This window comes from Azospirillum doebereinerae (assembly GCF_003989665.1).
GTDB classification, from domain to species: Bacteria; Pseudomonadota; Alphaproteobacteria; order Azospirillales; family Azospirillaceae; genus Azospirillum; species Azospirillum doebereinerae.
Map to the genome: position 1 here is coordinate 1 of NZ_RZIJ01000047.1, position 20,913 is coordinate 20,913.

Sequence of the window (20,913 nt, forward strand, 5' to 3'; positions counted from 1 at the left end):
GACAGTGATCGCAACTTCGCCACCCGTATTCCCTCCCCGCCGGGAAGGACCCGCGACCCCACCCCCTCGGGCCGGGCCGGTCAGACCGCCCCTGGCTGCCCGCAGGCTGCCCCGTGGCGTAGGTCTGCCGCGTCGGTGGCGATGGAGTCGCCGCGAAGCTCAAGCCCATCGGCGGGCGGGAAACCGGGCTTCGGGATGACCGCCGTCCAGCCGTCCATGGCGCCGACGGCGACATGCCCATCGGGGGCGGCCTCCATCAGGGGCCGGACGATCTCGGTGGCCTGGGCGTAGGCGGCGGCCACGGCGTCGAGCTGCGCGGTGGCCAGGGCGATGCGGTCGGCGGGGGCGTCCAGCATCAGGCCGGCTCCATCGTCTTGACCGGCAGGCGGGCGATGATCACCGCGTTCTGCTCGACCACACGCTCGACCTGTTCGGCCAGGGTGGAGGTGGCCTTGGCCTGTTCGGTCAGCGCCGCGATCACGAGGTTGAACGTCTCGTTGCCGGGGCCGGGCAGAGGGCGGCGGGTCCAGACCCAGGCCAGCCCGATGAGCCCGATCATGATGACGGCGGCGACCTGAGCGTTGGGCGACAGGCCGGCGATCTGCATCAGGGTGTTGCCCATGTCGGGCAGCGGGGACAGGGCGTCCATGGATCAATCCCCCATCACGATGGCGGTCGGGCGCGTGGCCGCGACCTCGGCGGCGTAGAGCGCCACGGCGTTGTCCGGATCGGGCTCGATCAGGATGGCGTGGGCGTTGTGGTGGCTGGCGGCTTGCTGGGCAGCGCGCCAACCCACGGGCATGTCCTTGCCGTGGGGAAGCCACTGGAGGGTTCGGTCGGCCATGGGCGGGTCTCCGGAAACGCGAAAACCCGCCTCGGTCAGGACCGGGCGGGTGGTGGGTGGAGCGGTTGAGGGCAGACACGAAAAACCCCGCACAGGCAGGTCTGGCGGGGCGTGAAACCGTTCGCTGCGCAGCAATTGCAGCTTGAGCCAAGGTGCCCGAAGAAGGGTCCCTTGGCAAGCGCGAAAGTATTACCGATACCTTAACGTCTTACCACCCTCGCGCGCTCGGCTGCCGCCGCCTTGGCGCGCCGATCCTCCGCTATTCGCGCGCTTGCCGCCCGCTGCGCCGCTGCGTTGCTGGCCGCCTTCCGGTCCTCAGCCAGCACAACCCCCATCGCCGCCGAGGCGTGCGGTCCTGGCCCCAGCCGGTCCGTCACGCGACGATCCACCTCCGCGCGGGCTTGGGCGTAGACCTCGCTGGCTGTACGGGCCTCCACGATCCAGGGCCAGCCGTTCAGCGTGCGGGAGCGCCACAACTCTCCGTGCTTGCCCTGGACCTCGTTGAAATCCTGCGCCAGTTCCACCGGCACCCAGAAGACCCCGACGCGAACCTGGGTCCGGGCGTAGCCCGACTGCAAGCCGTAGCAATCCCCCGTCACATCCAGCCCAGCCCGCAGGGAAACGAGGATTGCGCGCCGGTCTTCCGACCGGGCGCTACTGGCGACCTCCGTCGCGGTGCGCTCGCGCAGCACCACGGCCCGCACCACCGGCCACAGCCGGCCGTCAAGCTGGTCGCAGCAGGCCCGCACCCGCTCCACCCGAGCGGCGGCTTCCAAGGCGGCGGTCTCGAAACACCCGCCGCCCCCGTCCCCGGAGTCCGGCGCCGACCCAGCTTCGAGCGGTTGGTGGACCATCTGCGCCCGCATGTAGTCCTCGTGCAAGGCTTGGCCGGCACTGAACTGCCGCCCGGTCAGCCAGTGCTTGGCGTGGAGGATCTGGATCGGCGACCGCGACCGCAGGCGCTTGACCCCCGCCTTGTCCGAGTGCTCCTCGATCACATCCCCATGCCGGGACCGGGCGTCCTTGAGCGTCTCGCCCGAGGCGCGCCGGAGCCGGGCTTCGCCCTCGCGCTGCTCCCGCTCCAGCCGTTCGTCCGCGCGGCGCTGACGGGCGGCGAGGTCGGCGGCGACCTGGGGCGTCACGTCCACAAGGACCGCCCCCTTGCCCGACCCGTCAAGCCGGTAGTACCGAGCCACGTCCTCGCCGTCGATCTCGACCCAGGCGGCGTAGAGGCCCTTGCCGAGGTCGGGGCGGGCCTCGGCGTCCACCGGCTGGCCGCCGATCCGGACCGTGATGGACGCGGGGGGCTTGCGGGCGCTCACTTCGCACCCGCCATGGCCGGGTGCTGAATGACCTGCGCCGATTTCGATCCGCCACCTTTGGCGGATTTGGCGCGGGGCGCGATCTGGATCTCGACATCCGCGACCCCCAGGCAATCCCGCAGGTCCTGCCCGTGGTGATCGCGGAGACGGGCGGCGGTCAGCGAGGCGGGGGCCACGATGACGGCGCGGCCATCGGCGACAGTGACCGTGCAGGGCTTGATCCAGCTCGCCCACTGCACGACCGTAAACCGCTTGTCGTACGGCGCGGGGGCGCGCTCCTCCATCGGAGCGGGGGGTGCATCCGCCACATGTGGCGGCTTGCGCCGGGCGGCGGTGATGGCGCCCTCCACGTCCTTCGTGAGCATGCCCAGCGAGAACGGGGCGGTCTGCTTCGGCTTCTCGGACAACCGCTTGAGTTGGCGGTCCACCACCTCGCCGATCAGCTCCAAGGCGTCGGGGGCGGTCATGCCGGCGGCCTCCGCCGATGCCAGCCAGCCCCGAATGACCCGGCCATCCCCCGCGGACCGTTCGCAGCGCGCGACGTCGAACCAGTTCTCGACACCCCGCTCGACCAGCACGAACACGGCGTCGACCGCCTCAACCCCGAAATCCAGAACCAAACCGGCGGCGGTATGGTCCTTCGCGCCCTCGCACGCGCTACCGCCAGCCGATGATTCACCGACTCTGGAACTTAGATCCTCCTCCCTCCTTCCTCCTACCTCCTCCCTCTGAACGGCGAAATCCGTACCGGTGCCGGACTGGTGGGGAACCGGTACGGTACCGGACGCCGTTGAAGTGGTGTTAGTTTCGGTGGGGTTCGGAACCGGTTCGGAACCGGGGGCCTCTTCATCGCCTTCCAATTCTGCACCGGCACTGCCCCGATCCTCCACCGGCTCCGAACCGACCGGGGGTGAGCGCCTGTTCATTCCGACCCAGTCCCGCACCTCTGGGGTAACGGGGTGGATCGCCTTCGGCTTCTTCGGGCGCTGCCACAGCATGAAGTTGCGGATCGCGCCGTAGGCCTTGCCGTCGATCTCGTAGGGCATGACCTGCCGGTGAGTCGCCAGCTCGCCCAGCAGGTCGGTGACGTTGATATCGTCGGCCGGCAGCAGGCGCATCTTCAGGGCGCGCGGCTTCCATTCGAACACGCCCTGGTCATCGGCCTCGTTGCGCAGCCCAATGACCAGCAGGCGGGCCAAGGGGCTGCACTCAACGAAGTCCTCATCGGTCCACTGCCCCGGAAAGCAGGAGCGGATACGAGCCATCAGACCCCCTCGGGCGCGGTCTCGCGCACCGTTTCGGATTCAGCGTCATGCGGGTCCAAGGGGACCGCGTTCAGTTCGATCTTGAGGACGGAGCACCAGCGAAGCAGGGCGTAGGCGCCCGGCTCCGCATCGCCCGCACCACCGGCTTCCCACCGTTCCAGCGAGCGCTGCCCGAAGGCGCCCCGAAGCGCCACCTCGGCCTGCGTCAGGCCCATCTGGCTGCGGCGCCGACGCAGTTGACGACGGAGGCGGTTCCAGGCGGTCAAGGGGTTCGGGGTGGTGCTCATTCAGTCCACCATCCCCAAAGCTTCCTTGTAGAGTTCCAGGATCGCTTCCTGCTCCTGGCGGTCGGCCTTGTCCATCTTCCGCAGGCGGATGATCTGGCGGATGATCTTGGTGTCGAACCCGGTGCCCTTGGCCTCGGCGTAGACTTCCTTGACGTCCTCCTGGAGGCCCTTCTTCTCCTCTTCGAGACGCTCGATGCGCTCGACGAAGGACTTGAGCCGGTCGGCGGCGATCCCACCCACATCGGAGGGGCCAGCGCTGCCGGAGTTGTGCCCCATACCCGTCATGGTGCCACCTCGTTTGCACCATGGTCGCCGGTCTGCGAGCGATCCACCTTCCCATCATGGCCCAATACGACATTCGCCCCGACGCCGAAGGAACTGGTTGGACGGTCTTCAACGTGGAGACCGGGCACCCCGCCTTCATCAACGACGCCCCTCAAATCGGGATGAGATTGATCGACGCCGACGATCTGGCCGAACTGCTCACCTTCGTGGAAAGCAGGCGGGTCGCGAGGCCGCTCCATTAGGAAATCTGGCGCCAGCGCGCGGGAGGCCGGGAGCAGCGGCGGCACAAGAAAGTGGCCGGCCTTCAGCGGAAAGCCCTCGTCGTCCCAGGTCGTGCCGTCCTCGCGGAGGAAGCCGCGCACCCACTTGTCCGGCATGCTGCCGCTGACGTAGACGCCGTCCGGGTTGCCCAGTACGAGGCCGCCGCTTCCGGGCTTTGCCTCGGCTATCGGCTTCCAGGCGATCTCGGCGTCGCGGATGACCTCGGTGAGGGCGGCGCAGATTACCGCAGCCGCTTGGCTGGCCGGCAGGTTCACGCCGATGGAGGCGGCCGCGTCGGAGGCGGCGACGCACATGGAGGGGCTGATCTCCGCGACGGGGGTGACTGCCGAAGCGGACATGTCACGCATGGCGAACGTCCGGAGGAGGCCCTTGTCGGCGTCGTAGGCTTCCATCAGCCACTGCGGTTCGGAGTGCCACTCGGTGGAGCCGTAATAGACGCGGACCGGACGTGCCCGGCGGACGGCGGTTTCCCCGCGCCAGTTGGCGTAGGTGAAGGTCAGCGGCTCGGGCAGGGGCGGCCTGTCCATGGATGCGGGCAGCAATCCTGCGGAGCGGGCACGCGCCAGCAAAAGGCCCACGCAGTGATGCGAGGCGAAAGCGTCCGCACCGGGATCTGTGGCGGCGAGGAGGTCGCCCATGTGGCGGTGGACGCGGACCATCTCCGAAGCGAGGTCGGTGGCCAGCGTCTTGGACGCCTTGCTCTCGGCATAGACGCGGTCGATCTCGTCGTTGTGCTCCTCCAGCAAGGATTCCAAGTCGGCGGTCGTGTAGCCCTCGGGGTCCGGATCGAGGCCGACGTGGTCGCAGATGGCCTTCACGATGGCGCTCACGAACTCGGCGTCCTCCTCGGCCGCTTCGGTCAAAGTGGTCACCTGGGCCTTCAGAGAGGCGATGGCGGCGGTGATGTCGGTGGGAGCGACCTCGATGCTGTCGGTGGCGAAGCCCAGCGCCACGCGGGCGGCGCGGGCTTCGGCGCGGTACTGGCCGGCGGAGCCGGGGTCCATGGGCTTGGTGGTATCGGGGCTCATGCGAACAGTTCCTCCAGATCGGTGGCGGCTTCGTCCTCGGCCATCCAGGCGTTGATCTCTTCGTCGGTGACGGGGGTGGTGCGGGCGATGCGCTGGGCCAGCGCCCATTCGGCGTCCGTCATGGTGGAGGGCTTGTCGTTCCAACGAACGAACCCTCGCAGCGCTTCCCATGCGGTTTGCTCGCTCCACTCGGGCTGTTCGCCGCCGTCCATGCCGCCGATCATGGGCGTGCCCTTGAGCGGGTGGACCGGCGGGTGCATGTAGACCCAGCCCTTGCCGTCGCGCGCCGGGCGCTTGATCTCGCGCTCGTGGATGAGGTCGGCGTGGGGCGACCGACCGCGATCCCAGCACGAGCGGTCCATGAGCAGGACGCCCAGGTGGTTGTCGCGCCGCTCGGCCAGGAACAGTTCGTCGGGGCCGATCCTGAAATGGGCGAGCAGCGGCACGGCCCTCTTGCTCAGCTTCTTGAGGATGCGGAGGTTCATGGCTAGCGCTCCTGACTGGTTGGTCGGCAGGAACGGCCTCACGAACGGGTGGCGCTTGGCGAGCCAGTTGGCGGCATCGTCGTTAATCTCCGCAAGGCGCTGACGGCCCCGGCTGACCAGTTCGGCAACCGGCTTGCCGAAGATTTCGGAAACCGTCTCGTCGGAGAGGAAGTGGTCGTCATAGTGGCCGCAGTCGCCCCAGATGTCGGCGATCCACTGCGTCTCGGTCGGGGACGCGACGGCCTTGATCCGCCCCAGGTCGGAGGCGGGCAGCCGACCGATGGCGGCGAAGCCATCCATGCCGCCGGGGCAGTCGTCATGCACGATCAGGGTGATGACGATGTGGGTGCAGACGGGCTCAGCCATTGCCTTGCTCCTCCGTCTTGGAGGCACGGATCAGCGGGCGGACGTAGGCCAGCACCAAATCGCCATCCTCGCAGTCCCAGGCGCCGACCAGCCGATAGCCATCCTTGTCCGTGGCGGGCGGGGCCATGGCCTCCAGCGCGTCGCCGAAACTGCCGTGGTTTTCGATGATGTCGGCCGCTTCACCGTCCCACTCGCCGACCTTGAGGCGCAGGTCGTAGCCGTGGCTCTTGGCGATGAGCTTCAACTCGCGGTCGTTGGCCTCCTCGATGTCCTGGAACATGGCCGGCTCGTAGCGGCCTTCCGGGCGGTCGATGCGGTGCAGCGGGCGCGTGGCCTTCGCCATTGCGTCCTGCTGCAGCAGGACCGTGAGGCCGGGGAGCGGGCTGTTCTTCGGCTTGGCCGCCTGCTTCGCCCGGATCACATCGACCTTGGTCCAGATGCGGCCCAGTTCGGTTTCGCCGGCCGCGTGCATGTCCAGGCCTTGCGCCAAGCAAAGCGCCGCCAGCGTGACCATGACGCCGCCGACTTCCTGGCTGCGCTCGCCGGTCGGGCGGCCAAAGACGTAATCCACGAGTTGGTGCGCCTCACTCGGCGTGCAGCCGCACGCCTGCACCAGTTCCAGCGCCTCCTCCAGAAAGCGGTGGTTGCGCTCCATCGTGTCGGCGGCGATCAGCTCTCCGAAGCACGCCAGCATCCAGGGTTGGACGCGGGACTGGAAGGCGTCAGGCCGCGCGGGGCCGTCTGGAATGAGCGAGGCGGCGGTGGTTTCCAGCGCGTCGGTAAGCGAAGGGAATTTGTCGGCGTTCATGGTGGGCATCCTCCGGCGCTCAAGCGCCGTTTCGGGGGTTCAGTGGAGCGGCTCGGTCGGCAGGGGCTGGCCGGCGGCGAGGGCTTCGAATTGCTGGGCGGCGCCTCGGGCCAAGCGCTCGGCGTCGGGGCCGGTGGCGCTGATCAGGGCCTTCAGGACGCCAAGCGCGAGGCAGACGGTTTCGGACGGGCTGAGGCCGCGCGCCTGGGCATCCGTGAAGGCGTCGACCATCCGGGCGGAGGTGTCGGAGGCGATGGACTGGAAGTGCGGATTAAGCTGCACGACTGGCCTCCATCCGCCTTTTCAGGCGCGCCTGGATCGCGTCGATAGTGGCTCGAGGGAGTTCGCGGGCCTTGAGGATCTCGGGGTCCGGGTGCCAGCCCCAAATCCACTTGTCGAAGCCCTTGCGGCCGGTCCGCTGATCGGTCGAGCCCCCGCCACGCGCGAAGGCGATGCGCCGCCATCCATCGTGTCGGTAGAGGTCGCCGCTGTGGCGCAAGGCGTCTTGGTAGCTGATGCCCCACTGATAGCCACGCGCGGAGCAAATAGCCGGATAGACCGCCAGACGCCACAGCCGGACAGCAACCCGGCACCAGTCCGGGGCGACGGCACAGACCCGCCCGAGCTCGAAGGCATCCGCTCGCGTCAGGCCAGCTGCGCACCGGGGTGTCATGAGCGCGCACGAGGCGGTGACGGCGACGAGGCGACCATCGTGGCGTATTCCAAAGAGCCATTGATCGCCGAAGTCCGGCCGCGTCCACGGCCCCATTTTGTGCCCCCAGGCGACCAAGCACCGATTGAGGTCATCGATGTGGATGGGATCGAAGCCAACCACGGGCGGACACAGGGAGAGGGCGCCGTTGATCAGCATGACGCACCTCTGGCCTGCTCGCTGGAGAGGCAGGGCAGTCCGAGGATGGAATTCAGGACGCCGGGCTTGGCGCTACTCGTCAGGCGGACGGTGCCGAAGGCGTCGAACACGGCGAACGGATCGCAACGTTCCGCCTCCGCCCGCGCACGCTCGACCCAGGCCAAAGCGGCGGCGTGGTCGTCGATGAAGGGACCGGCCAACAGGCCGACGCGTGAGTCTCGGACGATCGAGACGTAGTAGAAGCCGGGGCGACTGTCCGGTTGCTGCGTCACCACGATGCGCCCTCCATCAGGTCGAGGAGGGAGCCGTAGGCGCTCGCCTGGGCCTCCTCGGCGAGGAACTTGGCGCCCTGGCGGAAGTAGGTCGGGTTCAGCTCGGTCCCGACGAACTTGCGGCCCATGGAGAGCGCGGAGACGCCCTCCGACCCGATGCCGGCGTAGGGGGACCACACCACGTCACCCCTGTTGGTGTAGAGGTCGATGGCCCGCTTGGTGATGTTCAGCGGCATGGGGCAGAGGTGGCGCTCGGCCCGCTCGTCCTTGGCGATGGCGACGTTCAGCACGTCGGTGGAGGGGAGATCGGCGTCGCCCTGGCCGGGGTCACGGAGGTTCCAGACCTGGGCATGGGGTGTGCGCCGGGGGTCGCCGTAGGGCAGCCACAGGTCGATGTCGTTGGTCCGCCAGACGGGCGTGGCGAGATCCTGCCACCGGGTGAGCGGGACCTTGTCCTTGGGGTGGGTGACCGGGCGGACGAGGCTCTCCTCGCCGGGCTTGGCCCACTTCCGGTAGACCATCAGGTATTCCGGCATGCCCACCCGGCAGAACGAGGCGTCGCCCTGGAAGGTCTTCCACAGCAGTCCGTGGGCGTTGGTCTTCGAACGCTCCAGCACGGGGTCCCGGTAGATCGTGATCCGGCAATGGAAGGCGAAGCCCTCCTCCAGGTGGACGCGGGTGCAGCCGTCGGAGAAGGCGCGCAGGCCTGCAGATCCGTCCTCGCTGCTGTTCTGGTAGTAGACGAGGTCCTTGACGTGGATCGCGGTCAGCCGGCCGGGACGCAGGATGCGGGCCTTCTCCCGGACCAGATAGCGGTAATGGTCGAAGAACTCGGCGTCCGAAGCGCAGTTGCCATGATCGGCGATGGATTCGGAGTAGACGTAGAGGTTGCTGAACGGCGGGCTGTAGACCGCGAGGTCCACGCTGTTGTCCGGCAGGTTGCGGGCGAAGGAGACGCAGTCGGCGTTGTAGAGATTCCAGGCATCGCCCGAGGCCTGATCGAGGACGAGGGGTGGGATGTCCTCGGCCGGGGGTGCGGCGGGGATGGTCGGCGCATCGGGGCGCGGCATGGGGGATTCCTCTCCGGAGAGACGGCGGGCACCTTGGTCGGTGCGAGCGTAGCGGCGATGCCCGTCCGAGCCGGCGTGGGAGGCGCGACCGGCTTCCACGAGGTCGAACAGTGCGCGGGAGACGTTGCCGGGCTTCAGGTTCAGCAGGGCGGCGATGTCGGCGGGTTTTGCGCCGGCGGCCGGGTCGCCGTGGGGCAGAGCCTCCAGCACCTTGAGGTGGCGGGCCTTCAGGTCAGCGGGCATGGTTGTTCCCTCCCGGCTTGCGGGCGCCTGGAACCACTTGGGCCAGCTTGGTCAGGCCCTTGGACGTGATGCGCGCCCGCTGGATGATCTTTTCCGTGCCGTCGCCGCGAGGGACGGTCTCCACCTTGAGGGTCAGGTATCCGGCCTCGATCTTGTCCTGATAGGGGATGTCGTCAGCGCAACCGCGCGGGCGGTAGACCCAGCGGTTGGTGCGCATGTAGGTGAGCAGGACGTGTCGGGGGACCTGCAAATCCTTGGCGGCCTGCGTCGCCGTGAGCGTGCCGTCGGCGCCTGCGATCCGGTCGAGCGCGCCGGTGGCAACCTCGGCGACCTTCTCCGCCTCCACCAGCGCGGCTTGTGTCGTCTCCAGCTTTTCTGAGTAGCCCAGCAACAGGGAACGGAGCTGGGCCGGGTCGTTCAGATCCAGCTGGGGAGTGGGGGTGCCGTAGGAGCCGGTCTTGCGGATGGTCGGGATGACCTCGGCGGTGATCCACTTCTTGAACCGCTTGGCCGAGGGCTTACGGCTGGTCAGGACGAGGGACCAGAGGCCGGATTCGTTGACGATGGTGAGCGACTGGGCGCGAGGGTCGATCTCGATACCAAGGGTTGCCGGATTAGTATTCCGGGTATCGAGGGTTGTCTTATCCTCCTCGTCCAGCCGCTCCGCCGCCTTATGGGGTGAGCCGATCCCCAACACCACGCACACGTCGGTCAGCACGAACCACGGCTCACCGTTCCGGTCGATGACGCGGACGGCGACGTCCTCGAAGTTGAAGGGGATGAGATTACCGGACATGCGTGACCTCCAGGGCGAGGTGGTCATACGATCCGTCCGAACGGGCGCGCTCGCGGGCGATCACGTCCTCACGGTTCAGGCCGATCAGGCTCCCGACTTTCCGATTGCCGATCCGGGCGCGGAAAACGGTCACGGAATGGTCGAGGCTGTAGTCGGCGGCCGCGCGCCAGGCATCCGCCTCGGTCCATTTACGCTCGGCTTTCCAGCGGAAGACGGCCAGCTCGCTGGTGCTGAAATAGGTGGCCGGGAAAGCTCCGCGCGATTTCGGCACGGCAGCCCGGTACTCCCAACAGCCCGGCTCGCCGGCCATCGGGACGCACCTCCACCAGTCCTGTTGGATCATCCAGGCATGAACTAGGGGGCGGCGTCCGTAGCCGTCCCACTCGAAGTCCGTCCGCGCGGCGGCGGCCATGAAAGCGTCGGGAGCGTGATGCCCCTTCGCCCAGCATCCCATCCAGCCGCCCCCGTCCACGCCGCTCTCGCGCAACTCCCTGATGGTGATCTCGGGCACCGCCTGCGCTTGGGCTTTCGTCTGCCTGGATCCGTTACGCATGGGGAGCCTCCCCAGCCTGCCCGGACTGGGCGGCCATCTGGCGGGCGTAGCGTCGGCGATCTGCCGCACGGCGGCGCTCCCGGAACTCCTCCTCGGTCATGCCGGCCCCGACGGTGGTGCCGGGTTCGTTGGTCTTCGTGCTCATCGTGGGAATGCCCGTCAGGTCGCGGGCGTGGATCAGCAGCTCCCGGCGCAGGGCGGGGCCGATCCGCCCGGCGGCGAACAAGTCCTCGATGGGCTTGAGGCGCGCCTGGAAGGCGGCCAGCCGCCGGGAGGGCGACAGCTTTTTAGCCACGGCTGATCTCCTTCGCGGTCATCGCCACCAGCGCCGGGCGCAGCGCCATGTTCCTGGCGGCTTGGAGGCGGAGGAGCCGGTCCAGCTGGGGCTGCGTCAGGCGGGGCGTCTCGTTGGACCAGTCGGCGTTGAGGACGAGATCCGCCTCCCAGGCCTCGTAGTCGCGCAGGAGCGAGGTGAGCTTGCCGACCTGGAACTCGGCGGAACGGCGACGCTCCACCTCCGTGTTGTTGGCGTTCAGGAGGTTGGTGACGCGCTGCTGGAGGCGGTCGATCTCGGCCTGTTGGGATGTCAGGGTGCGGGCAACCAGGACGTTGAGGGCTTCGGACATGGTCAGAGGTCCTCCTCTTCGCTGCCCTCGTCATCGCCGTAGTCGATGAGGCTTCCGTCGATGTCCGTTGTGTCGATCACGATCTTCGCGCCGGCGGCCATCAGCCGGAACAGGTCGCGCGGGAAGCCGTAGAGGCGCTTGGACAGGACGGCGTTCTTGAGGTCCTGGCCGGAGTCGGAGATGCTGAAGACGCTGTCGTCATCGGTGATCAGGAGGGAGAAGCGGCAGGAGTATTCGCTCCGGCCGCCCTTGGGATCGAGGCGGAGCCAGCGCGAGTTGTGGCTGGTGGTGCGGTCGATGCGGACGGTGCAGTAGTCGCCGTCGGTCAAACCATCCCGGATGGCCCAGCGCTTGAAGTCCGCCACCAGCTTGGAGAGCGCGATCTCGTTCGGCGGCTGGGCCAGCAGGTCATCCAAATCCTTGGAGAAGCGCTCGCGGAGCTGCTCGTCCACGATGGCGTCCAGCTTGGCCTTGATGACGGCCAGCACGGCGGCGTTGTAGCCGGAGAGCCCCAGGTCCTTGGGATCGAACTCCAGCATGCTCTTGACCGCCTCCTCCAGCGCCTTGCGGAAGGGCGAGCCGTAGCCGACGGCCTCGCGGGCGATCTCCTCGATGGCTTTGGAGACTCCGCGTTCGATGGCCGTTTGCAGGGCGCCGCTCTTGACGGCCTTGGTCATGGCGTCGGCGGTGAGCCGATTCAGGTCGATGGTGGTCACGATGGGGGATTCCTTGTCGGGGCGGGCGCTCAGCGCGCCGGGCGGTTGACGGGCGCGCCCGACCCGGCCAGCCAGGGCGGGAGGATCGGCGCGACGGTGGGGGCGTAGGTCTGCTTGACGCCGCGGGCTTCCCCGGTCCGGCGCATGGCGGCGGCCATCTCGCGCTTCATGGCGAGGTGGTCGGCTTCCTTGCGGGCGACGGTGGCGGCGACGTGGCTCTCGGTGTCCGCCTGGGCGGTGTGGACGTGGACCGGGCGGGTTTGGCCGAACCGCCAGAAACGGCGGATGGCTTGGTAGTAGTCCTCGTAGCTGTAGGAGAGGCCCACGAAGGCCGTCCGGGCGCAGTGCTGCCAGTTGAGGCCGTAGCCGGCGATGGAGGGCTTGGTGACGAGGCGCTTGATCTCGCCCCGGCCGAAGCGGATCAGCCGCTCCTCCTTCAGATCCGGCTTCATGGAGCCCCGGACCGCGACCGAACCGGGGATGAGGGCGGTCAGCGCCTCTTCCTCGTAATCGGTGTCGCACCAGATGACCCAGGCCTCGTCCGGCTCGCCCATGACGGCCTCGGCGATCGCGCGGGCGCGAGCATCGGCGGTGCGGCGCTTTTCCTTGTGGATTTCCGTCGCCGAGTTGCCCGGCAGGCGGATCAGGCGCATTTGCCCGTCCCGGTCTTCCCCGGCTCCTTCCGTCTGGTCGACGCGGACCAGATGGTTGAAGGTCAGCAGCTCGGGCATGCGGAACCCGTCGTCGGAATAGCCCAGATCCGAGGGCGCCGAGAGGCAGCGCGCCCAAGTGCCGGTCCAGTTCCAGTAGTCCGCGGCGGCGTAGCGCTTGAGGCGGTACGCGCCCATGTGCTTCTGGTCGTTGATGAACCAGCGGGTCAGCATCTCCACGGAGTCCATCACGCCCAGGAACTGCGCGTGCTGCCCCAGCTCGGTGTGGTCGTTCGGGGCGGGCGTGGCCGTGAAGCAGGTCCGGTAGGGGATGGCCGATCCGAAGGCCATCAGCTTGCGGGTGGTGACGCCGCTGAAGGACTTGAGGATGGAGGATTCGTCCAGCACCAGCGCGCCGAAGGCATGGGGCTGGAACAGGTGGAGGCGCTCGTAGTTGGCGATGTTGATGCCTGGCCGGACGTCGTCCTGGCAGCGGACCACCCGGACCTCGTCCATGCCCATCTTGAGGGCCTCGGCGACGTGCTGGGGGCCGACGGCCAGGGGCGCGAACAGAAGGGCCGGCTTGCCGGTGTGCTCGGCAATGACGCGGGCATAGTCCAGCTCGATGCCGGTCTTGCCGAGGCCGGTGTCGAGAAAGCCGGCCCCGCAGCCGGTGCGGAGGAGGAACTCGACCACGTCGCGCTGATAGGGGAAGTGGCGGGCGGACAGGGTCGGGATGCTATCCAGGCCGCGCATGGGGGCGGAGACCACCTTGCGGGCGAGGACGTCGGCGTAGCTGGGGGTGCTGGTCATGATTGCGTCGCCTCCGTCCGGCGGGCGGCTTCGCGCTTCGCGGCGGCCCTGGTCTCGGCGCCGCGCAAGCCAGCGGCCCGGCGCTGTTTCTTGAGGAGGGCGGCGCGCTGCTCGGCGGACTCGCGGACCTCCTGCGGGGTCACCCGGTTGACGGTGACACCAGACGCGGCGGCTTGGGCCGCGAGGGCGGAGAGGTCGTGAGCGCCGCGGCGGTGGTTGGCCTCGCGCTCGTTGCGCAGGGGGTTGGGGTGGGTGTAGCGCATCATTCGGCCGCCTGGAGCGAGGGGTGGAGCGCATGGACGGCGTTCGCCTGGGCGAGGAGGCGGGCCATCCGCTTCGGCACGCTGTTGCCGACCAGCCGCATGGACTCCGTCTTGGTCAGCGGGCGCGTCTTGCCGGCGACGGTGATCAGTTTGGGGAGCGCCAGCTCGTGCGCGGCGGCGGCCTCGTGCGGCTCCAGCATCCGCATGCCGATGTCCGTCACGGCGTAGGGCTGGCCGTCGATGGTGACGGTGACAACGCCGAAACGGTCGCGGGTGGACAGGGTGTGGAGGGCGTCCCGGCAGTCCTGGCCGTCCGCCTCGGCGCCGTAATACTTGGTCAGGAAGGCCGCGACGCAGCCGGTGTGACCGCCGTTGGCGCAGATGGACGGCGCCGGCGTCTCGACCGTTTGTCCGTGCGCGCAGGTTCCGCGGAACTTTGTCAGGTAGGCGGCGGCAAGCTGCTGCTGCGTCCCCGCCGTCGTCATCGTGGAGAGCGCGTCGGTCATCTCGTGCCCCACGACGCCCGTGTTGTGCTGGGCCATCCAGGCGCCGGTCACATAGTTCCGGTTGGCCGTGGTCAGCGTCGGCACCGGTTCCGTGGGCGCCACGCCGACGTTGTTCTCGTTGTTGCACATGATGGCGGGGGCCATCATGGCGCCAACAACGGCATGCTTCCCGCCGCCCGCAACCTGCGTTCCGATGGGGGCCTGGAGGTCCAGAGCGCGCGGAGCCTGCCCCTCGCGCTCGCCATAGCCGGTCTGCACCATGGTTGCTCCGACGACGCCGAACTCGGGCGACCCGGTGATGGTCTGCAACGGGACGGCGACATCCTGGCCGCGATGGGCGGTGTAACCCGGCCCCGTGTGGCCCGGCCGGACAACGGTCGGCGCCACCACGGCCAGTTCGCCCCGGTGCGCACTGGTGACGGTGCGCAGGGTCTCGGCGACCGGGTAGACCCGGCCCTCGCCGTGATGGGTCAGCGGGATGATGAAGGGCGTCGGGTTGTCCAGCACGAAGCGCTTCAGACCGGTGGCGATCCGCTTCATCGTGGCGTCGGCCAGCGGCTTCTTGCGCTCGAAGATCGAGGGCAGCGGCAGCGACCAGTCGATGATGTCGGCCGCGGGCACCCAGGGCAGCAGGCCCAGCGCCGTCGCCTCGTCGCGCGGGGCGTGGGTCCGCGCCGGCCAGCGGATCACGCCACCGTCGAACCGGATCACGGCGAAATACCGGCGGCGGCTGGTCGGCACGCCATAGTCGGCGCAGTTCAGGTCCCGGTCATCGTAGGCGCCGCCCAGTCGCTTCAGGTGGGAGACGAACCGGCGGAACGACCGCCCGAGGCGCATCTTGTCGCGGACGAGCTGCTGCTGATCGCGGGGCACGCGCTCGCCCTTGGCGGCCACGGCGCCGTCCAGCTTCAGGACGCGCCCGGTGGCCTTGTCCCGCTTGGCGACCAAAGGCCCCCACCCACGGATCTCGCGGACGTTCTCGACCATGACGACCTGCGGACGGGTCTTTCCGATCCACCGGCAGACCTGCCACGGCAGCGAGCGGACGCGGGCCGAGCGCGGGGCGCCGCCCTTCGCGACGGAGTGGTCGCGGCAGTCCGGCGAGGCCCACAGCACCTTGACCCGCCGACCGCCGGTCGCCTGGATTGGGTCCACGTCGAAGATGTCGCCCCGGATGTGCTTGGTGTGCGGGTTCAGGGCGGCATGGGCGGCGATGGCGATGTCGTCGTGGTTGTTGGCGACATGCACCGGGCAGCCGGCCTCTTCCAGGCCCTGGCAGGCGCCGCCGAGACCGGCAAAAAGAACGACGTTGATCGAGTCGTCGAGCGGCCATTGGTTGGGGCTTTGGCGCGGTGGTTGATGGACCCGGCGACGATGGCGCGGCGCATCCGTGACAGGCCGCAAAGCCTCGGAGGGGAAGAGGCTGTCCATCACACGCCCTCGACCGGGGCGCTGACCCGGCAGGGCAGCACGATGACGAGGTGTTCGGCGGCGGCGATGTCCTCCTCCTGGATGGCGCGCCAGAAGGTCGGACCGTTGGGACCGCTCAGGTCGCACAGGAGGGCCGGGTCGCCCATCGACTGGAGGCCCGCGACCAGCATGCCGGCGTTGAATCCGATCTGGAGCGTGCCGTCCTCGTAGCGCGTGGGCACCTCCAGGATATCGACCGCGTCGGCCCCGCTGTCGCCCGAGACGGCGACGCGGATACCCTCGGCGGTGACGGTCAAGGTGACGGCCCTGTACTTGTCGGTGGCGAGCGTCTGGACGCGGTTGACGACAGCGAGGAAGTCGGCGCGCGGAACCGCCAGCTTGCGCTCGGCTCCCTGGTGGTTGTGATCGATCATCGCCTCGTAGGGCGGGAACTGCGCCGCGCTCAAGGTCGTGCCGAACCGAACTGGCCCCAGGTCGAACACGGCGCGCTTGGTGTTGACGGTCGCCACCACCTCCTGGGTATCGCCGGCATCGCCCAACAGGCGGCGCAGGATGCCGACCGATTCGCGCGGGATCAGGATGCCGGGAGGGCCGTCGGTCTCCTCGTAGGCCGCCACGTAGGCGCGAGCCGGCGCGGTTACGGCGAGGTCGGAGCGGGACAGCAGGTTGCCGTTCATGCCCACGGCGCGCAGTCCTTCGCGGCGGGCATGGAGGAACAGCCCGCACAACTGGGCCTTGACGACCTCGTCGGTCGCTATGGCGAAGGCGACGCGGTCGATGGCCTTGCGCCACTCCTGGGCTTGGGCGCGGATCTCATGACCATCGGCCTCGGCGAAGGCCGGCATCTCGTCGGGCTGACGGATGGGGAGATGGAAGCGCGTCCGCCCCGAGAGGATGCGCAAGCGCCCATCCTCGGTGCGCTCCAGCGTCACCTGGGCGCCGTCGGGCAGCGTGCTGATGGCGGAGACCAGATCGGCGCCGGGGGCGGCCACCTTGCCGGGGGTGGCGCCCATGGAGACGGACATCCGGACCTGCACGTCGACGGCGAGGTCGGTGCCGGAGATGGTCAGGTCGTTTCCGACATCCAGGAGGATGTGGGAGAGGATCGGCATGGTGGTCTTCTTCGGAACCAAGCCGGCGGCTTTCCGGAGGGCCGCCAGGAGCGGCGCCTTGTCGGCGGTGAACTGCATGCGGGAGTCCTTGGGGGTGGCCGGCTGAGGGGCGATTTCCTTAGCCAAACCGTTGGTATTGGTGCCGTTTGGGGTGGCCGGTTCGGGCGACGCCGGAGCCGCGAAATAGGCGGGGCGAAGCGGGACGGCGTTCGGCGGCGGCGACACTTCGGGCGTTGGGGCGGCCGGCGCGGGTTGGGCAATCGCAGCGGCGATGGACTCGACGGCCGCCGTGAGTTCGGCGGTTGGCGCGTCCTCGCCGGCCCGCTCCGCGGCGCGGTCCTCCTCGTCGATGGGATCGTCACCGGCGAAGTGGGAATAGAGGGCGTCCATCACGGACTGCATGCGGGGCTTGGTTTTCCCGCCCTCGCTCTTGCTCTCGTAGGCGGCTCGGGCAAGGCGATTCACGCGGGCACCCGGTTGGAAATTCCAGAGCGTCTCCGCCTCCCAAGCCCACCCGCGCTCGGCGAACAGGTCCGTCAGGTCCTGCAAGCCTTCCGGATCGAGATCCTGAGCGCCCCAAAGCGGGTCGATCTTGCCTCGGACCATCCGGCTGAACGCGCCGTGGGGCAAATCAGCGAGGGAGATTGCACCCTCAAGGTGCGGCACCGGCGAGACGAGCCCGCGCGGTCCGACGACATGGCCGTAGAAGAAGGCGTCCTTGACGCAGGTCATTGGCAGGCTCATGGCGCGGCCCTCCGCTTCTGGAGGGCGCGAGCCGCCGCCATGGCACGGTCCACCTCGTGGGTGAGGTCGCGGCCATAGCAACCCACCAGCTCCCGCAGCGCCCCGACCACGGCGCGCAGGTTGCGCAGCGCGACGGACTGGCTGCGGGCCGGGTCGCCGGTCGAGACCAGTTCGACGTCGAAGGTCAGCAGACCCAGCTGGGTCAGCGTGTACCCGACGAGGCGGGCGGGCCGGTACATGCGCGGCTCGCGCCCGCCGAACAGCCAGTCGGTGGTGCCCAGCAGCTCGCCGATGCTGACCAGGGCCAGGGCCGCCGCGGTCGCCTTGCCGACGATCCGCTCGGGCTCGCTGCTGGTCGCGACGGCGTCGAACAGCCCGGCCAGCTCGTCGGCGGCTCTGGCGAGGGTCTGCATTGGCGTGGAGGGGCCGAAGGTGTGGCGCTCCCAGGTCAGGATCGAGGCCTGGGTCTCGTAGCGGGCGGGCCGCTCGGGATTCGTGGTGGCGGTCATCGCGGCCTCACGGGCTGGCGGTGGAGGTGTCCGCCGCCGGGGCGACGAGTTCGAACGTCACCTCCGCGAAGCTGGACGCGCGGTGGTAGCGGATATCGAGACGAGGGTCGGCGGCGTGTGCGACGGCGGCGGGGACCTTCTTGACCGAGACCAGCGTCGCCTCGGTGCGACTCTTGCCCTCGCGGGTGCCGGACATGTTCAGGATGACGATGGGGCGACCGAACGGGCACGCGACCCGGCTGTAGCGGTGGGCGTAGGGGTAGCGGAGGACGGTCCGGGTGCCGGAGGCGATCTCCTTCAGCTCGCCGGGGCTGGCGTCCAGCGTCAGCGGCCCCCAGTCGGCGTCCGGGTTGGACCGGCGAAGCTTGTTGGTCAGCAGGATCGCGAGACGGGAGGCCACCTCCGACAGGGACCGGCTCTCGTGGTAGGCGCGGTGACCCTGGCAGTCGGTGATGCGCCCGATGAAGAGACGGACGCCGTCCTTGGTCTCCGAGGTCAGGGTTCCGACCGTCTGGCCGTCGAAGGTGATGAACTTGGAGGCGGCCGAGATGCCCAGGCGCTTGGAGACGGTCTGGAGGTTGATGAGCGGCTTCGGCGCGGTGAAGGTGGCGTCGTCGGTCACAGGCACGCCTCCTTCTGGCGAAGGCGCTGACGGGCGCTCTGGTGCTCGCGGACAACGGCGCGCATCATGCCGTCGAGGTTGCCGCGTTCGGCCCACAAGGCATCCGCCAGGGCGCGAGCCTCAATGCCGTGGCGAGCCATGAGCACCGCCTCCGGATTCCCGTGCGGCGTGATCTCTTCGTGGTGCTTGCGGCAAAGGGGGATGGTGTAGCGGCCGGAGGAGGTCCGGTTCCCGCCGCGGTCTCCGCCGCGCATCAGGTGATGGGGGTCGGATCTCGGTGGCAGGCCGCAAGCGCAGCACGGCAGCTGACGGATCTGCTCGACGTGGTCGGCCGCCGTGCGCGCCTTCTTGACCTGGGCCTTCACCACGCTCCGCTGGGGCGTGTCTCGGGCAATTCGGGCTGGCAAACCCATGGGGTGTCTCGCTCTCCGGCAGTACCCGCCCCGGCGCTGTGTCCGTTTGCGCCGGGGCGGGCGTGCCGCACTGAGTTCGCCACACGCTTTCGGGGGGTGGCTTGCCGGCGGGGCTACCCCATTTGGGAGGGCGGTCCGCAACGGCCTGTGGCCCCACCCACGGCGTGGGTAAGGGGCTGGGAAAGGTGCCGCCGGGCGGTTGATGCCCGGCGGCGAGGCCAGGATGCGCGGCGCGGGAGGAACGCAGCGCCGTGCGGGTGGACGCGGCCGAAGCCGCGAAACTCAGGGCGGCGAGACGGGTGCGGCGCGCATGCCCAAGTCACCCGCGCGGCAGTCCATCCAGAGGATCGCCTGCGTCGGGCAGGTGAAATGCTGGTCCGCCGCCTCGAAACCGAGTGTCGCCGCCACGTCGTGCGGGAGGCTCGCCATGTGGTGGCAGCGCTCGGGATCGCCGGTCACGATGCTGGCGAACATGCGGTCCCGCGCGGTGTCGGGCTCGATCACGAGGCTTGCGGCGCCCATGGGGCGGAGTATGCGGTCGGGGTTGGCGGTCATGGAGGCAAACCTCTGGCGTTCGCGCTCCAATGGTGGGCGCGGGATGGCGGGTCAAACTGTAGAAGGCGTGCGGGCGCTCAGGGCGCCGGGTGCGCCGGGCCGGGCGGGCGACCGCGCTTGCGGGCCGGCTTGGGCGGGGTGGCAGTGTTGTCGGGGGATTCGGTCACATCAGGAATGACCGGGGCGTGCGAGCCCCGCGTGCGAGCGCCGATCCAGGCGGCGATGTCGTCTTCCATCCAGCCGACCGAGTTGGAGCCGATCTGGACGCGCGAGGGGAACTTGCCGGCCTTCTCCAGCCGGTCAACGTGCATTCGGCTGTAGCCGCCGATTCGGCTCTGCACTTCCTTGAAGCGCAGAATGCGATTGGGAACACTCATGTGCCTGCCCGCTGGGTGATTGCGGTGGCGTGATGCTATGTGCGATCACGTTATGCGAGGCATCATTTCAGCGTGATAGAATTCTGTCAACTAGAATTCTATCACGCTGAATTTCGGGCGATCATCGAGCTTAGCGGGGCTAGGTTTTCGTGAGAAGGTTGGCGCTAAATATGCGCCATTCTTTAAATAGTATCTATCGATCCAGTCATTGCTTTCTGAGCTTATTAATCTCGATCTCGGCTTCATTGTAAAATGACGAAATAGATTTAACGAGGGTTTCGCTCATTCCATTAGTTATACCAAAAAACATAAAGTCGCTAGTTATACCTTTTTCGATAATGGCCCTAAGTCTATATGGAGGTGGTGTGGCGCTTCCTCTTAAAGCATAAGAATATGTATTGCTTGCTATTCCCAATAAATCGGCCATTTCCTGTTTTTGAAGTTTTAGATGAAGTCGAATTGCTTCTAGTCTTATGATGAAATCATCATCAAATTTTTTATGTTCTTCGCTTTTCTTCATGGCCATTACAATTTTCCCCTCAATGAATCCAGTGATCGTGATCAGCTCAACCAAAAGCACTTGGCTTCTGTGGGATAGAAATAACATGGCGTAACCCTGGGTAACAAGCGCAACTCGGTTACATCGTGTTACCCAATTGTTACCCGTGAAACGCGAAACGCCCCGCAGAGCGGGGCGTTCTGCCGATCAAACGAGAGCTAAGTCATTGAGGCGCCATGCGGATGGCGCCGTCGAGGCGGATGGTCTCGCCGTTCAGCATCTCGTTCTCCACGATGTGCT

General features: G+C 68.1%; 29 protein-coding genes. All 29 read right to left on the minus strand.

The genetic code is table 11. The annotated features are described in order from the left end of the window. Positions 1–80: 80 nt before the first annotated feature. Positions 81–356: a hypothetical protein gene (locus tag EJ913_RS29930; RefSeq protein ID WP_127004894.1), complete on the minus strand. Its 276-nt coding sequence runs from the start codon at positions 354–356 to the stop codon at positions 81–83. After that, positions 356–649 (minus strand): hypothetical protein, encoded by a 294-nt coding sequence (locus tag EJ913_RS29935; protein WP_127004896.1) that lies wholly within the window; start codon positions 647–649, stop codon positions 356–358. The genes EJ913_RS29930 and EJ913_RS29935 overlap by 1 nt, the downstream gene beginning before the upstream one ends. Positions 650–652: 3 nt before the next feature. After that, on the minus strand, positions 653–844 hold the full coding sequence (locus EJ913_RS29940; RefSeq protein WP_127004898.1) for a hypothetical protein: 192 nt from the start codon (positions 842–844) through the stop codon (positions 653–655). 200 nt (positions 845–1,044) lie between these two features. Continuing rightward, the gene (locus tag EJ913_RS29945) at positions 1,045–2,166 is read right to left on the minus strand and encodes a hypothetical protein (protein ID WP_127004900.1); all 1,122 of its coding nucleotides are present in this window, start codon (positions 2,164–2,166) and stop codon (positions 1,045–1,047) included. After that, positions 2,163–3,431, minus strand: coding sequence for a hypothetical protein (locus EJ913_RS29950; RefSeq protein WP_127004902.1), 1,269 nt, complete (start codon positions 3,429–3,431; stop codon positions 2,163–2,165). Before EJ913_RS29950 ends, EJ913_RS29945 begins: the two co-directional genes overlap by 4 nt. Further along, positions 3,431–3,718, minus strand: coding sequence for a helix-turn-helix domain-containing protein (locus EJ913_RS29955; protein WP_127004904.1), 288 nt, complete (start codon positions 3,716–3,718; stop codon positions 3,431–3,433). The genes EJ913_RS29950 and EJ913_RS29955 overlap by 1 nt, the downstream gene beginning before the upstream one ends. Further along, complete coding sequence (locus tag EJ913_RS29960; protein WP_244939554.1) at positions 3,719–4,003, minus strand: DUF2312 domain-containing protein; 285 nt, start codon at positions 4,001–4,003, stop codon at positions 3,719–3,721. After that, a complete protein-coding gene (locus tag EJ913_RS31980; protein ID WP_185910014.1) occupies positions 4,000–5,313 on the minus strand; it encodes a hypothetical protein in 1,314 nt (437 codons plus the stop codon). The genes EJ913_RS29960 and EJ913_RS31980 overlap by 4 nt, the downstream gene beginning before the upstream one ends. Continuing rightward, complete coding sequence (locus EJ913_RS29975) at positions 5,310–6,164, minus strand: hypothetical protein (protein WP_127004906.1); 855 nt, start codon at positions 6,162–6,164, stop codon at positions 5,310–5,312. Before EJ913_RS29975 ends, EJ913_RS31980 begins: the two co-directional genes overlap by 4 nt. Beyond that, positions 6,157–6,972 (minus strand): hypothetical protein, encoded by an 816-nt coding sequence (locus EJ913_RS32230; RefSeq protein ID WP_211099072.1) that lies wholly within the window; start codon positions 6,970–6,972, stop codon positions 6,157–6,159. Before EJ913_RS32230 ends, EJ913_RS29975 begins: the two co-directional genes overlap by 8 nt. Before the next feature lie 39 nt (positions 6,973–7,011). Then, the gene (locus EJ913_RS29985) at positions 7,012–7,254 is read right to left on the minus strand and encodes a hypothetical protein (protein WP_127004908.1); all 243 of its coding nucleotides are present in this window, start codon (positions 7,252–7,254) and stop codon (positions 7,012–7,014) included. After that, the gene (locus EJ913_RS29990; RefSeq protein WP_185910015.1) at positions 7,244–7,843 is read right to left on the minus strand and encodes a hypothetical protein; all 600 of its coding nucleotides are present in this window, start codon (positions 7,841–7,843) and stop codon (positions 7,244–7,246) included. Before EJ913_RS29990 ends, EJ913_RS29985 begins: the two co-directional genes overlap by 11 nt. Then, positions 7,837–8,118, minus strand: a complete 282-nt coding sequence (locus EJ913_RS29995) for a hypothetical protein (protein ID WP_127004910.1) — start codon at positions 8,116–8,118, stop codon at positions 7,837–7,839. The genes EJ913_RS29990 and EJ913_RS29995 overlap by 7 nt, the downstream gene beginning before the upstream one ends. After that, positions 8,112–9,428 (minus strand): DNA methyltransferase, encoded by a 1,317-nt coding sequence (locus tag EJ913_RS30000; RefSeq protein WP_211099073.1) that lies wholly within the window; start codon positions 9,426–9,428, stop codon positions 8,112–8,114. The genes EJ913_RS29995 and EJ913_RS30000 overlap by 7 nt, the downstream gene beginning before the upstream one ends. After that, a complete protein-coding gene (locus EJ913_RS30005) occupies positions 9,418–10,224 on the minus strand; it encodes a BRO family protein (RefSeq protein ID WP_185910016.1) in 807 nt (268 codons plus the stop codon). Before EJ913_RS30005 ends, EJ913_RS30000 begins: the two co-directional genes overlap by 11 nt. Continuing rightward, positions 10,214–10,777: a hypothetical protein gene (locus EJ913_RS30010; RefSeq protein ID WP_127004914.1), complete on the minus strand. Its 564-nt coding sequence runs from the start codon at positions 10,775–10,777 to the stop codon at positions 10,214–10,216. Before EJ913_RS30010 ends, EJ913_RS30005 begins: the two co-directional genes overlap by 11 nt. Further along, a complete protein-coding gene (locus EJ913_RS30015; protein ID WP_127004916.1) occupies positions 10,770–11,072 on the minus strand; it encodes a hypothetical protein in 303 nt (100 codons plus the stop codon). Before EJ913_RS30015 ends, EJ913_RS30010 begins: the two co-directional genes overlap by 8 nt. After that, complete coding sequence (locus EJ913_RS30020) at positions 11,065–11,403, minus strand: hypothetical protein (protein ID WP_127004918.1); 339 nt, start codon at positions 11,401–11,403, stop codon at positions 11,065–11,067. Before EJ913_RS30020 ends, EJ913_RS30015 begins: the two co-directional genes overlap by 8 nt. Before the next feature lie 2 nt (positions 11,404–11,405). Then, positions 11,406–12,119 carry a hypothetical protein gene (locus EJ913_RS30025; protein ID WP_127004920.1) on the minus strand — a complete coding sequence of 238 codons (714 nt, stop codon included), beginning with the start codon at positions 12,117–12,119 and terminating at the stop codon, positions 11,406–11,408. A 29-nt stretch (positions 12,120–12,148) separates the two neighbouring features. Further along, a complete protein-coding gene (locus tag EJ913_RS30030) occupies positions 12,149–13,582 on the minus strand; it encodes a helicase-related protein (protein WP_185910017.1) in 1,434 nt (477 codons plus the stop codon). Then, the gene (locus tag EJ913_RS30035; RefSeq protein WP_127004922.1) at positions 13,579–13,848 is read right to left on the minus strand and encodes a hypothetical protein; all 270 of its coding nucleotides are present in this window, start codon (positions 13,846–13,848) and stop codon (positions 13,579–13,581) included. The genes EJ913_RS30030 and EJ913_RS30035 overlap by 4 nt, the downstream gene beginning before the upstream one ends. Then, complete coding sequence (locus EJ913_RS30040; protein WP_127004924.1) at positions 13,845–15,782, minus strand: DNA cytosine methyltransferase; 1,938 nt, start codon at positions 15,780–15,782, stop codon at positions 13,845–13,847. The genes EJ913_RS30035 and EJ913_RS30040 overlap by 4 nt, the downstream gene beginning before the upstream one ends. Beyond that, positions 15,782–17,638, minus strand: coding sequence for a DNA polymerase III subunit beta (locus tag EJ913_RS30045; protein WP_127004926.1), 1,857 nt, complete (start codon positions 17,636–17,638; stop codon positions 15,782–15,784). The genes EJ913_RS30040 and EJ913_RS30045 overlap by 1 nt, the downstream gene beginning before the upstream one ends. Further along, a complete protein-coding gene (locus EJ913_RS30050; RefSeq protein WP_127004928.1) occupies positions 17,635–18,147 on the minus strand; it encodes a hypothetical protein in 513 nt (170 codons plus the stop codon). Before EJ913_RS30050 ends, EJ913_RS30045 begins: the two co-directional genes overlap by 4 nt. A gap of 7 nt (positions 18,148–18,154) precedes the next feature. After that, positions 18,155–18,769: a hypothetical protein gene (locus tag EJ913_RS30055; protein ID WP_127004930.1), complete on the minus strand. Its 615-nt coding sequence runs from the start codon at positions 18,767–18,769 to the stop codon at positions 18,155–18,157. Continuing rightward, positions 18,766–19,182 carry a DUF968 domain-containing protein gene (locus EJ913_RS30060; protein ID WP_127004932.1) on the minus strand — a complete coding sequence of 139 codons (417 nt, stop codon included), beginning with the start codon at positions 19,180–19,182 and terminating at the stop codon, positions 18,766–18,768. Before EJ913_RS30060 ends, EJ913_RS30055 begins: the two co-directional genes overlap by 4 nt. A gap of 282 nt (positions 19,183–19,464) precedes the next feature. Continuing rightward, positions 19,465–19,737 carry a hypothetical protein gene (locus EJ913_RS30065; protein WP_127004934.1) on the minus strand — a complete coding sequence of 91 codons (273 nt, stop codon included), beginning with the start codon at positions 19,735–19,737 and terminating at the stop codon, positions 19,465–19,467. Between the two features lie 77 nt (positions 19,738–19,814). Beyond that, positions 19,815–20,114: a helix-turn-helix transcriptional regulator gene (locus EJ913_RS30070; protein WP_127004936.1), complete on the minus strand. Its 300-nt coding sequence runs from the start codon at positions 20,112–20,114 to the stop codon at positions 19,815–19,817. Between the two features lie 205 nt (positions 20,115–20,319). Next, the gene (locus tag EJ913_RS30075; protein ID WP_127004938.1) at positions 20,320–20,688 is read right to left on the minus strand and encodes a helix-turn-helix domain-containing protein; all 369 of its coding nucleotides are present in this window, start codon (positions 20,686–20,688) and stop codon (positions 20,320–20,322) included. Positions 20,689–20,913 lie beyond the last annotated feature (225 nt).